The 13452-nt window shown below is 75.6% G+C and carries 6 protein-coding genes; all 6 read left to right on the top strand.

The window, feature by feature from the left end:
• Positions 1 to 204 precede the first annotated feature (204 nt).
• Genes C9F11_RS33750 through C9F11_RS49710 form a run of 6 tightly spaced genes read left to right on the top strand, consistent with a single transcriptional unit; the run spans position 205 to position 13421 of the window.
• Positions 205 to 1236: a beta-ketoacyl-ACP synthase III gene (locus C9F11_RS33750; RefSeq protein WP_138962884.1), complete on the top strand. Its 1032-nt coding sequence runs from the start codon at positions 205 to 207 to the stop codon at positions 1234 to 1236.
• Positions 1237 to 1292: 56 nt separating this feature from the next.
• Positions 1293 to 1559 (top strand): phosphopantetheine-binding protein, encoded by a 267-nt coding sequence (locus C9F11_RS33745; protein WP_138962882.1) that lies wholly within the window; start codon positions 1293 to 1295, stop codon positions 1557 to 1559.
• Between the two features lie 7 nt (positions 1560 to 1566).
• Positions 1567 to 1839, top strand: a complete 273-nt coding sequence (locus C9F11_RS33740; RefSeq protein WP_138962880.1) for an acyl carrier protein — start codon at positions 1567 to 1569, stop codon at positions 1837 to 1839.
• Entirely contained in the window at positions 1836 to 3653 is a 1818-nt protein-coding gene (locus C9F11_RS33735; RefSeq protein ID WP_138962878.1) for an aminotransferase class I/II-fold pyridoxal phosphate-dependent enzyme, read from the top strand. Before C9F11_RS33740 ends, C9F11_RS33735 begins: the two co-directional genes overlap by 4 nt.
• Before the next feature lie 5 nt (positions 3654 to 3658).
• Entirely contained in the window at positions 3659 to 5335 is a 1677-nt protein-coding gene (locus C9F11_RS33730; protein WP_138962876.1) for an amino acid adenylation domain-containing protein, read from the top strand.
• Positions 5336 to 5357: 22 nt separating this feature from the next.
• Positions 5358 to 13421 carry a type I polyketide synthase gene (locus C9F11_RS49710; protein ID WP_138962875.1) on the top strand — a complete coding sequence of 2688 codons (8064 nt, stop codon included), beginning with the start codon at positions 5358 to 5360 and terminating at the stop codon, positions 13419 to 13421.
• Positions 13422 to 13452 lie beyond the last annotated feature (31 nt).

Genomic DNA, 13452 nt, shown 5'->3' with positions numbered 1-13452 from the left:
CAGCGAGCGGTCAGCGGGCCGTCAGCACGGGCGGCCCCGTCCCGTCAGCCCGCCCCGCGAGACTCGACGTCAGCTTCAGCGCCTGCCGTCGGCGTACCGGACGAGGCGTCCCGCCGCCGGGCTACCCGACGAGGCGTCCCGCCGCCGGCGTACCGGACGAGCCGTCCCCGCCGTCGGCGTACCAGACGAGACCGAGGAGCACGCGTGACCGCACCGCCACCGAGCCACCCGCCGCCGCACCGGGCCGCGGTCCTCGCCGGAGTGGGCGGCTGTCTGCCGCCGACCGCCGTCACGAACGACGAGCTGGCCGAGCGCCTCGACAGCTCGGACGCGTGGATCCGCTCGCGCACGGGCATCCGGCAGCGCTACTTCGCCCCGGCCGGCACCGCCACCTCCGACCTCGCGGTCGGCGCGGGCGCCGAGGCCCTCAAGTCCTCGGGCCATCCCGACGCCGACGCCGTGCTGCTCGCCACCACCACCCCGGACCGGCCGTGTCCGGCGACGGCGCCGGTCGTGGCGGCGCGGCTCGGTCTGACCGGGGCCGCCGCCTTCGACGTGTCGGCGGTCTGCACGGGGTTCGTCTACGCCCTGGCGAGCGCGGCGGGCCTGATCGCGGCGGGCGCGGCCGACCGGGTCCTGGTGATCGGCGCGGAGACGTTCTCCACGCTGCTCGACCCGGACGACCGCTCCACGGCCGTCATCTTCGGCGACGGCGCGGGCGCGGTGCTCCTGCGCGCGGGCGAGGCCGCGGAGCCGGGCGCGCTCGGCCCGTTCGACCTGGGCAGCGACGGCGGCCGCGAGGACCTGATCACGGTGCCCGCGGGCGGCTCGCGCCAGCGCCTGTCCGGGGTGGTGCCCGCGGCGCGCGAGCAGTACTTCGCGATGGACGGCAAGGAGGTGTTCCGGCACGCGGTGCGGCGGATGTCCGCGTCGGCGCGCGCCGTCCTCGACCGGGCCGGACTGCTCCCCGGCGACGTGGACCATCTGGTCGGCCACCAGGCCAACCTGCGCATCACCAACCACGTGGCCGACGAGGTCGGCATTCCCCGGCAGCGCTGCTTCAGCAACATCGCCGAGGTCGGCAACACGGCCGCCGCCTCCATCCCGCTGGCCCTGGACCAGGCGCACGCGGACGGCGTCCTGACGGCGGGCGGGCGGGTCCTGCTGACCGCCTTCGGCGGCGGGCTCACCTGGGGCTCGACGGTACTGACCTGGCCGCGGCTCGACCGCGCCTGACGGCCCGGGGCCCGCGCACGCACGGCCCGGGCACGTGAACACAGAGGGAGAACCGCATGAGCGCGACGTACGACAGGCTGGTCGACCTCCTGGTCGACCGTTTCGAGGTGGACCGCGCGGAGATCGGTCCCGACACCAAGTTCGAGGACCTCGACATGGACTCGCTGTTCCTGGTCGAGCTGCTCCTGGTGATCCAGTCCGAGTTCAAGGCCGACATCGCGGAGGACGCGGCGTCGCCGGGCGACACGATCGCCGCGGTCGCCGCTCTGATCGCGCGCGCGAGCGCCCCCGCGGCGTCGGCGACCACCGCAGAGCGAGCCTAGGACGGCCATGAGCACCCAGCAGTCGATCATCAACTACATCGCCGACGTCTGGCTCGACGGCGACGCCGAGGGGCTCGACGCGCAGGTCCCCATCGCCGAGCTGAACATCATCGACTCGGCCGGGATCTTCGACCTCGTGCACTACCTCCAGACCGACTTCCGCATCACCGTGCCGCTGCGGGAGATCTCCCCGGCGAACTTCCGCACCGTCGACGCGATCGCCGCGCTCGTCGACCGGCTGCGGGAGACGGCCAGGCCCGAGGGGGAGGCCGTGCGATGAGCAGCGTGCACCGGCAGATCGTGGACATCGTGGCCTCGCGGACGCTGTACGACGCGTCGTACCTGCTGCCCGAGAGCCACTTCGAGGCCGAACTCGGCATCGACTCCGTCATCTTCGAGTCGATCCTCGCCGCGGTACGGGAGCGCTTCGCCCTCGCCGTGGAGCTGCCCACCGGGCTCGCGACCCTCCGGGAGCTCGTGGCGGCCGTCGAGGAGGCGCTCGCGGGCGCGGCGCCGCCCGCCGCACCACCCCCGGCCGACGCCACCGGCGACCCGCTCACCGAGGCCGTCGTGGGCGCCGCCATGCGCCACACCCAGTACAGCCGTGAACAGCTGCCCCTGGACGCCGACTTCGAGGGCGAGCTGGGCATCGACTCGGTGGTGCTCGTGTCCGTCGTCGCGGACAGCGCCCGCGACCTGGGCCTGCCCGACCATCTGGCGGGCACGGTCACGGCGCCCTCGCTGCGCGCCCTGATCGCCGAGCTGCGGCCCTTCGTCGACGGCACGGCGGCGGACGACGAACAAGTCGGGGACTGTAACGAACGTTCTACCCAGTGGGACGAACGCTCCATGAAGGACTTCGTGGAGGAGCGCGACCCCGACCTGTTCGCCAAGGCCCGCAGCTTCCGCTCCTATCTGCACGGCCGCGAGGCCGAGCACCTCTACTGGTACGGGATGCCGCTGCACTCGCGCTGCGGCAACCGGGCGCTCATCCTGGACGAACTCACCGGGCACAAGCGCGAGTTCCTGATGTTCGCCTCCAACAACTACCTGGGGCTCGCCAACCACCCGCAGGTCATCGAGGCGGTGTGCGACGCCACCCGCACCTTCGGCGCGACCCACACCGGATCGCGCTTCGTCGGCGGCACGAACATGCTCCACAAGGAGCTGGAGCGACGCCTCGCCGCGTTCAAGGGCCGCCCGGCGTGCATCGTCTATCCCGGCGGGTACGCCGCGAACCTCGGCGCCATCTCGGCGCTGGTGAAGAGCTACGACACGCTGGTCGTCGACAAGCTCAACCACATGAGCATCGTCGACGGCGCCCGGCTCTCCGGCGGCGTCCGCAAGATCTACCAGCACAACGACATGGCGGACCTGGAGCGCATCCTCAAGCGGCGCGACGACCGCTCGGGCGGCGCGCTCATCGTCGCCGACGGCGTGTTCAGCATGCACGGCGACGTCTGTGACCTGCCGCAGATCGTGCGGCTGGGCCAGGAGTACGGCGCCCGCGTCATGGTCGACGACGCGCACGCGACGGGCGTGCTCGGCGCGCGCGGCACCGGCACCACCGAGCACTTCGGCCTCAAGGGCGAGGTCGACCTGGAGCTCGGCACGATGAGCAAGGCCCTCGCGGGCATGGGCGGCTTCGTCGTCGGCGAGCACGAGGTCATCGAGTACCTGCGGTACTACTCCCATTCGTACGTGTTCGCCGCCAACATCCCCGCGGGCGTCGCCGCCGGGCTCATCGCCGCGCTCGACGTCATCGAGGCCGAACCGGGGCGCGTGGATCTGCTGTGGTCCAACATCCGCTTCCTGCACCGGCGGCTCGTCGAGGCGGGCTTCGACCTGGAGAACACCGAGAGCGCGATCCTGCCGCTGGTCATCGGCGACGAGCGCAAGGCCATGGAGATGGGCCGCGCGGTGCGGGCGCGCGGCCTGTTCTGCCAGACGGTGGTCTTCCCCGGGGTGCCGCTCGGCGACGCGCGGCTGCGGATCAGCGTCACCTGCGAGCACACGCGCGAGGACCTCGTGGCCGCGGCGGACATCTTCGTCGAGGCCGCCCGCGAGGTCGGCGTGCTGCCGTCGGCGGGGTGAGCGCGATGCCGACCGGGACCCGGGCCGCGCACACCGCCGAGCCCCCGCCGACGGGCGACGGCGCGCTCGGTGACGTCGCCCTGATCCGCAAGCCGTGGCCGCTGGACGCCGAGCGGGCCGCGCGGCCCGCCTTCGTGGGCGCCCGGCCGCGTACCTACGGCGCGTTCGCGGCGCACGTCGCGGCCGTCGCCTCGGGCCTGCTCGGCCTCGGCGCGGCGGTCGGCGACCGGGTGGCGATCTGGCTGGACAAACAGCCGCGCTACGCGGAGGCCATCCTCGGCGCGCTGCACGCGGGCTGCGCGTACGTGCCGCTCGACGGCGGGCAGCCGGTGGCCCGCGTGGCGACGATCCTCGCGGACGCCGAGCCGGTGGCCCTCTTCACGGACCGCCGCCGCCTGGCCGCCCTGAGCGGCGGTCAACTGCCGCCCTCCGTACGGGTGATCGTGCTCGCCGACGAGGAAGAGGAGGGCGCGCAGGAGGGTACCCCCGCGGGGGCCTCCGCCCCGGGCCGTGCGCACACCTGGGCCGCCTTCACCGCGTCCGCCGCCGGGCGCGTCGTGCTGCTGCCGCCGCTGGAGCGCGACGACCTCGCCGCGCTCCTCTACACCTCCGGCTCGACCGGCACGCCCAAGGGGGTGCGGATCAGCTACCGGAACCTGGCGGCCTTCATCCGCTGGGCCCGCGAGGAGCTGGCCGTCGGCCCCGGGGACGTCTTCGCGGGCCACGCCTCGTTCAACTTCGACCTGTCCACGTTCGACCTGTTCACGGCCCTGTCCGTGGGCGCGGCCGTGTGGATCGTGCCGGACGGGCAGACCCGTGACGTGGGCGCGCTCGCGGCGGGCATCCGCGAGCACGGCGTCACCGTGTGGTACTCGGTGCCGTCGGTCCTGCACCTGCTCACGGTGTCGGGCGCGCTCACCCCCGAGACCGTACGGGGCCTGCGGTACGTCCTGTTCGCGGGCGAGGTGTTCCCCATCGCCCAACTGCGGGCGCTGGCCGCGCTGTTGCCCGACGACGTGGTGCTCTACAACCTGTACGGGCCGACGGAGACGAACGTCTGCACCCGCCACCGCGTGCGCCCGAGCGATCTGTCCCGGCAGGAACCCGTGCCCATCGGCACCCCGCTGCCCGGCGCCGTGGTGTCCGTCGTCGACGCCGACGGGCGGGCCGTGACCGGCCCGGACGCGTTCGGCGAACTGATCGTCGAGGGCGACTGCGTCACGCCCGGCTACTGGCGCCGCGAGTCCGAGCCCGCCGCCGCCGAGCACCGCGTGGGCCGCCACGCCACCGGCGACCTGGTCGGCTACGACGGCGCGAGCCTCGTCTACCGCGGCCGCAAGGACCGCATGGTCAAGCTCGCCGGCTACCGCGTGGAGCTGGGCGAGATCGAGGCCGCGGTGCTGCGCCACCCCGGCGTCGCCCAGGCCGCCGTCGTCGCCGAGACCCGCGGCGGCGAGACCGGTGTCGCCCTGTACTTCACGCTCACCGGCCGCACCCCGCGCCCCGGCCTCATCGAGCTGAAGCGGCACTGCGCCGAGCACCTGCCCCGCTACATGCTGCCGCGCACCGCCACCTGCCTCGACGAGCTGCCGCGCAACGCCAACGGCAAGACCGACTACCACCGCCTGGGCGGCGCCACGCCCGCGCCCGCCCGCGCCCGGCGGGCCGAGCCCGGCACCTGACCGGCGACCGACGGAGACGTACATGACCCAAGGCCCGACCGAGACCCCCCGGCACGGCGGCGCGGCACGGGCGCCCCGGCACCTGGTGGCGCTGGTGCGCGACCACGCCGCCCGCCGGCCGGAGGCGCTCGCCTACCGCTTCGCCGAGGGCGCCGACGCCACCGCGACGGCGTGGACGTACCGCGAACTCGACCTGCGCGCCCGCCGCGTCGCCGCCCTGCTCCAGGCCGAGGGCCTCACCGGCGCGCCGGTGCTGCTGCTCCACCCGCCCGGCCTCGGCTATCTCGCGGGGTTCCTCGGCTGTCTGTACGCGGGGGCCTACGCCGTGCCCGCCTATCCCCCGGACACGCGACGCTTCGGCCAGACCACGGCGCGGCTCGCGGCCATCGCGCGGGACGCGCGGGCGACGCACGCGCTGACCACGGGCGACCTCGCGCGCCTCGCGGACGAGCGCAGGGCCGAGCTGGCCGCGCTCGGGCTCGGCGGGCTGCGCTGGCTGGCCACGGGCGGGCCCGGCACGGCGGACGGCACGGGCGGCGCGCCCGGCGCGGACGACTGGCGCGAGCCGGAACTCGGCGGCGACTCGCTGGCGTTCCTCCAGTACACCTCCGGTTCGACGTCCGCGCCCAAGGGCGTGATGGTCAGCCACGGCAATCTGCTGCACAACCTCGACGCCATCCACCGCAGGCTGGAGCACGACGAGCGCTCGGCGATGGTGTCCTGGCTGCCGCCGTACCACGACATGGGTCTGATCGGCGGCATCCTGTCGCCGCTGTACGGCGGCTTCCCCGCGCATCTGATGGCGCCGATGTCCTTCGTGCGCAAGCCGCTGCTGTGGCTGCGGACGCTCTCCGACACCCGGGCGTCCACCAGCGTCGCGCCCAACTTCGGCTTCGAGGCGTGCGTCCGTCGCGTCACCGACGAGGAGCGCGCCGGGCTCGACCTGAGCCACTGGCGCCTGGCCCTGAACGGCGCGGAGCCGGTGCGCGCCGACACCCTCGACCGCTTCGCCGAGCGGTTCGCGCCCTGCGGGTTCCGGCGCGCCGCGCTGCTGCCCTGCTACGGGCTCGCCGAGGCCACCTTGATGGTGACCGGCGTACGCGCCCACGAGCCGCCCGCCGTCGGCTCGTTCGACGCGGCGGCGCTCGGCGCGGGCACCGCCGCCCCCGCGGACGGCGGCCGCGTCACCCGGGTCGTCGGGTGCGGCCCCGCCGTCGACGGACTGGACGTGGCGGTCGTGGACGCCGCGACGCGGCGCAGGATCACGGCCGAAGGCACCGTCGGCGAGATCTGGATCGCGGGCGGCAGCGTGGCCCGGGGCTACTGGCGGCGCCCGGAGGCGACCGAGGAGACGTTCCGGGCGCGCCTCGCGGACGAGGGCGACACGCCGTATCTGCGCACCGGCGACCTCGGCTTCACGCGCGCCGGGCAGCTGCACGTGGTCGGCCGCACCAAGGACGTGGTCATCGTGCAGGGCCGCAACCACTACCCGCACGACGTCGAACTCACCGTGGAGCGGGCCGACCCGGCGATCCGCGCGGGCTGCGGCGCCGCGTTCGCCGTGGAGGTCGACGGCGCCGAGCAGCTCGTGGTCGCGTACGAGATCGACGGCAGGCGCGCCGCGGACGCGCCGGGGCTGCTGGCCCGGCTGCGCACCGCGATCGCCGAGGAGCACGAGGTCGCGCCGCACGCGGTGCTGCTGCTCAAGCGGTCGACCGTGCCCAAGACCACCAGCGGGAAGATCCAGCGGCAGGCGTGCCGGCGGGACTTCCTCTCCCTCGGTCTGAAGGTCGTGGCGGCGAGCGTGGCGCGCGAGACACGCCCGGAGGGGCACGGGGAACCGCACGAGCGGCCGCCACTGGCCCGCGGGCGGCAGACGGTCCAGCACGTCCTGGAGATCCTGCGCGACCACGGCGCCGACACGTCCGGCGCCACGGAGCACGAGTTCGCCGCGGCGGGCCTCGACTACCCCCGGCTCCTGGACGTCGTACGGGACGTGGAGGCGCGGTACGACACCGTGCTGCCCGTCGGGGAGCTGCTCGCCCGGCCCCGGGCCGGCACGCTCGTCGAGCTGCTCGCGGACGCGGCGCGCCCGGACGGGGCCTGGGCGTCCGACGCGGTCGAGGCGTGGCTGACCGCGCGGGTCGCCGAGCGTCTCGGTCTCGCGGCGGGCGCGGTGGACCCCACGAGGCCCCTCGCCTCGCTCGGCCTCGACTCCCGGCAGGCCGTGGCCGTCCTCGCCGAGCTGGGCGCGCGCACCGGACGGGAGATCCCCGCGTCCGTGGTCTTCGACCATCCGACGATCCGCGCGATCGCGGCCCACCTCGCGGCCACCCGGGCGACGGCCGCGGTCGACGGCGGCCCGCCCGAGGGCCGGGACGCGCACGAGCCCGTGGCCGTCGTCGGCATCGGCTGCCGCTTCCCCGGCGCCCCCGACCCGGACAGCTTCGGGCGGCTCCTGCGCGACGGCCGGGACGCCGTCACCGAGGTGCCGCGGGACCGCTGGGACGCCGAGCGGGTCGCCGCGCCGGGGTTCGGCGGGTTCCTGGACGGCGTGGCGGAGTTCGACGCCCGCTTCTTCGGCGTGTCGGCGCGCGAGGCGGTCCGCATGGACCCCCAGCAGCGGCTCCTGCTCGAAGTGGCCTGGCAGACCCTGGAGGACGCGGGCCTGGACCCGACGTCCCTGGCGGGCAGCGCCACCGGCGTGTTCGCGGGCCTCAGCAGCCACGACTACAGCGAGCTCCAGATGGGCCGCCTGGACACCGTCGACGTGCACGGCGCCACCGGCAACGCGCACGCCGTCGCCGCCAACCGCCTGTCGTACGTCCTCGATCTGCGCGGCCCGAGCCTCGCCCTGGACACCGCGTGCTCGTCGTCCCTGACGGCGGTGCACCTGGCGTGCGACAGCCTGCGCAGGGGCGAGTGCTCCCTGGCGCTCGCGGGCGGTGTGAACCTGATGCTCACGCCCGGCCTCTCGGTGGCGTTCGCGGACGGCGGCATGCTCGCCGCCGACGGCCGCTGCCGCACCTTCGACGACGCGGCGGACGGCTACGTGCGCGGCGAGGGCGCGGGCCTGGTGCTGCTCAAGCCGCTGTCCGCCGCCCTCGCGGACGGCGACCGGGTGTACGCGGTGATCAGGGGCTCGGCGACCGGGCACGGCGGCCGCAGCAACGGCCTGACCGCGCCCAAGGGCTCTGCGCAGCGCGCGGTGATCGAACAGGCCCTGGCCCGCGCCGGGCTGAGCGGCAAGGAGGTCGACTACGTCGAGGCGCACGGCACCGGCACCCCGCTCGGCGATCCCGTGGAGTGGGAGGGCCTCGCGGGCGCGTACGGCATGGGCCGCCCGGACGGCGCGCGCTGCCTGGTCGGCTCGGTGAAGACCAACATCGGGCACCTGGAGGCGGCCGCGGGCATAGCGGGCCTGATCAAGGCGGTGCTCGTGGTGCGCGACCGCGAGGTGCCGCCGACGCTGCACCTGCGCACGCCGAACCGGCACCTTGACCGGGCGGGCGCGGGGCTGCACGTGCCGACGCGCCGGACGCCCCTCGCGGCCCGGGGTCCGGTGCGGGCCGCGGTCAGCTCCTTCGGGTTCGGCGGCGCGAACGCGCACGTGGTCCTGGAGTCACCGCCCGAGCCCGCCCCGGCCGTGCGGACGCCGCCCGCGCGGCCGGTGCACGCCCTGTGTCTGTCCGGCCACACGCCGACCGCCCTGACGACGCTGGCCCGGGCGTGGCGCACCCATCTCGCCGCCCACCCCGACACGCCGGTGGGCGACCTGTGCCGGGCGGCGTACACCGGCCGCGCACGGCTCGCGCACCGCGCGGTCGTCCTCGGCGGCTCCGCCGCGGCCCTCGACTCCGGCCTCGACGCCCTGGCGCGGGGCGAGGCGGCGCGGGGCGTGGTGCGCGGGACGGCCCCGCACGGCCCGGCGCCGAAGGTCGCGTTCCTGTTCACCGGCCAGGGCACGCAGTACCCGGGCATGGGCAAGGGCCTCTACGACACGCACGCCGCCTTCGCCCGCGCCATCGACCGCGCGGACCGCGTGCTGCGGCCCGAACTGGGCGTTCCGCTAACGGAGTTGCTGTTCGACACGGCTCCGGGCACCGCCCCGGCGGCCCCGTCGGGCACGGCCTCGGAGACCGCCTCGGGCGCGGCCCCGGGCGCCACCTCCGGCGCCGCCGCGGACCCGGCCGAGCGGCTGCGGTCCACGCGGCACTGTCAGCCCGCCCTGGTGGCCCTGGAGGTGGCGCTCGCCGAGCTGTGGATGTCGGTCGGCGTGCGGCCCGCCGCCGTCCTCGGGCACAGCGTCGGCGCGTACGCCGCCGCGTGCGTGTCCGGCGCGCTCTCCTTCGAGGACGCCCTCATGCTGGCCGCGGTGCGCGGACGCCTGATGGCCGAGCAGCCCGGGGACGGCGCGATGATCGCCTGCGTCGGCGACGCGGACACGGTCCGGACGGTGGCCGACGGCCTGGACTCCGTGGCGGTGGCCGCCGTCAACTCCCCCACCCACCTGGTCCTTTCCGGCGAGCGTGAGCAGATCGAGCGGGCGGGCGCGGCCCTGCGGGAGAAGTCGGTCACGGTCAAGCCGCTCGCCGTGTCGCACGCCTTCCACTCGCCGCTGATGGCGGGCGCCGCCGAGCCGCTGCGGGCGGCCGCGCGGGCGGTGCGGTTCGCCGAGCCCGCCATCCCCTGGGTGTCGGACGCCACCGGCGGGCCCGTGGGGCGGATCGACGCCGACGCCCTGGTGGCACACCTCCTGGGCACCGTGCGGTTCGCCGACGGCTGCGCGACGCTGCGCGGCCTCGGCTGCACCGCCTTCGTGGAGGTCGGCCCGCATCCGACGCTGCTCGGGCCGGCCCGGGCCACGGCGCCCGCGGCCCCCGCCGACGCCGAGCGGCCCCCGCTGTGGCTGCCGTCGCTGCGCCGCCCGGCCTCCGCGACGGCGACGGGCTCGGGCTCGGGTTCAGGACCGGGCTCGGGTTCAGGACCAGCCTCCGGCGACTGGGAGACCCTGCTCCAGTCCCTCGGCCGACTGCACTGCGCGGGCGGCACGGTGGACTGGGCCGCGCTCGACGAGGGCTACCGCGGGCCCCGGGTGCCGGTGCCGCACGCGGTCCTGGAGCGGGAGGCGTACTGGTTCACGCCACCGGTGGCCGCGCCCGGGGCACCCTCGGAACCCGCAAACCCCGAAGCCCCCGCAGCCCCTGAGGCACCCGAAGCCCTCGACGCCCCCGAAACGTCCGAAGCCTCCGAAGCCTCCGGGACCGCGACGCCCGAGCCGGTGCCGACGCCCCGGCCGCGGACCGCAGCCGTGACCGGTGCGGAGACGGCCCCCGTCCCCCGGCGCACACCGTCCCTCCCGCACGCCCCCTCCTCCGCCCGGCACGAAGTCGTCGCCCACGTGGCCCGCGTCTGCGGCTACGACGCCCGCCGGATCCCCGGCGACGCGCGGCTCGGCACGGACCTCGGCTTCGACTCGCTGATGCGCCAGGAGCTGGAGCGCGCGCTCGCGCGGCGGTTCCCCGACCGGCTCAACGGCAACCGCGAGCGGCTCCCCGAGGACCCGACCGTCGGCCAGCTGGTGGACCTGCTCGACGGGGCCGCGCCGACGCCCGCCGCGCCGGGGCCCGCCGCACAGCCGCTCGCCCCCGCCGCCCAGGCCGCTCCCGACCCGGCCGTACCCGAAGAAGGCGTACCCGAAGAGGAAGGCGTACCCGAGGAAGCCGTGCCCGACGAAGCCCCCGCCCCCGTCCGCCAGGAGCGCGTCTTCGAGGAGTGGCCCGAGTACGCCGAACTCCAGGGCAGACTGCGGCAGGCCACGGCCGACGGGGCGAACCCGTACGGCCGGACGCACGAGGGGTACAACGGCGCCCGTGCGCGCGTGAACGGCGAGTCCGTCCTGAACTTCTCCGCCTTCAACTACCTGGCCCTGTCCCACCACCCACGCGTCCGCGCCGCGGCGAAGGCCGCCGTCGACCACTACGGCACGTCGTGCTCGGCGACGCCGCTGCTGTTCGGCGAGACGCCGCTGCACCACGCGCTCGACGCCGAGATCGCCTCGTTCCTCGGCACCGAGGCGGCCGTCGTCTTCGCGGGCGGGCACGCCACGAACGTGGCGACGATCGGGCACCTCCTCGGCCCCGAGGACCTGATCCTGCACGACGAGTGGATCCACGACAGCGCGGTGCGCGGCAGCGTCCTGTCCGGCGCGCGGCGCAGGCCCTTCCCGCACAACGACTGGCGCGCCCTGGACCGCGCGCTCACCGCGGCGCGCGGCCGGGCCCGGCGCGCCCTGGTCCTGATCGAGGGCGCCTACAGCCAGGACGGCGACCTGCCGGACCTGCCGAAGTTCATCGGCGTCAAGCGGCGGCACGGCGCGCTCCTGATGGTCGACGAGGCCCACTCGATCGGCGTGCTCGGCCGCACAGGGCGGGGCATCGGCGAGTACTTCGGCGTGGACCGCGCCGACGTCGACCTGTGGATGGGCACGCTCAGCAAGGCGATCGGCAGCCTCGGCGGCTATGTGGCGGCGCGGCACCCGCTGGTGGAGTACCTGAAGTTCACGGCCCCGCTGCACATCTTCAGCACCGGCATCTCGCCCGCCAGCACGGCCGCCGCCCTGGAGGCGATCCGCGTCATCCGGGCCGAGCCGGAGCGCGTGGCCCGCCTGCGGGGGCTCGCCGAGCACTTCCGGGACTCGGCGCGCGCCCGCGGCCTCGACATCGGCGTGTCGCGCGCCTCGGCGGTGGTGCCGGTCGTCATCGGCGGCTGGGAGGAGACCATGGCGCTCTCCAACGCGCTGCTCCGCCTGGGCGTGAACGTCATGCCGATCGGCCATCCGGCCGTCCCGCGCGACGCCTGCCGTCTGCGCTTCTTCATCAACGCCGACCACACCCAGGACGAACTCGACCGCGCCCTCGACCTGTTGGGACGAGCCATGGCAGAGCAGCAGCACACTCCGGAGACCTCCCGCACCGGTGCGGGAGCGGCATCGGGGACGTCGTCGGAACCGGCCTCTCCGTCGGCGTCCCCCGCTGTCGGGAGCCCGGCCGCGCCGGGCCGGGGCGCGCCCCCCGACGTGCTCGTCGCCGGAGCGAGCGGATTCATCGGCGGGCACCTCACGCGCCGCCTCGTCGAGCGCGGCCACCGGGTCCGGGCCCTGGTCCGCGAGGGCAGCGACCGCTCCGGGTTCGCCGACGCGGACGCCGGGTCGGTCGAGGTGGTCACCGGCGACCTCACCGACCCGGACAGCCTGCGCCGCGCGACCGCCGGGGTCCGGCACGTCTACAACTGCACCGGCCTGTCGGCGGACTGGGGGCCGTGGGCGCACTTCCAGCGGGTCAACGTCGACGGCAGCCGCACCCTCGTCGAGGCCGCCGCGCACGCGGGCACCGTCGAGCGGTTCCTGCACGTCAGCACCACCGACGTGTACGGCTACCCGGTCCGGCCCGGCGACGAGAGCACGCCGCCGCGCGACATCGGCCTGCCGTACAACCGCAGCAAGCTGCTCGGCGAGCAGGCCGTGCGCGAGGCCGCGGCGCGCGCCCTGCTGCCGCTGACCGTGGTGCGGCCGGTGAGCGTGTACGGGCCGCGCAGCAAGGACTTCGTCGTGGAGATCGCGACGCTGCTCCTGAGCCGCCAGATGGTCTACATCCGCGGCGGCGACGTCCCGGCGGGCCTGCTGTACGTGGGCAACGCCGCGGACGCGATGATCGCCGCCTGCGCCGCGGAGGCCGCCGCGGGACGGACGTACAACCTGCGCGACCCCGACCGCACCACGTGGCGCGCCTACATCGAGGCGCTCGCGCGCGGCCTCGGCGTCAAGCCGCCCGCGCTGAGCCTGCCCGCACCGGTGGCGCGGGGCGTCGCGACCCTGTCGGAGGGGGTGTACGGGGCGCTGCGGCTGAAGTCACGGCCGGTGCTCACCCGGCACGCGGTGCACCTCTTCGACCGCGACCAGTCGTACGCCATCGACCGCGCCCGCGACGACTTCGGCTTCAAGAGCGAGGTGGGCTTCGAGGAGGGCGTGCGGCTCACGCTCGCCTGGCTCGACTCGCCCGAGGGCCGCGCCCACGTCACCCGTTGACCACGGACCCGTTGACCACCGCTCCGCGAGA

Origin of the sequence: Streptomyces sp. YIM 121038, assembly GCF_006088715.1 — a bacterium.
GTDB lineage: Bacteria > Actinomycetota > Actinomycetes > Streptomycetales > Streptomycetaceae > Streptomyces.
The sequence above is the reverse complement of the archived record's forward strand: the minus strand, read 5'-3'. Positions and strand labels throughout refer to the sequence as shown.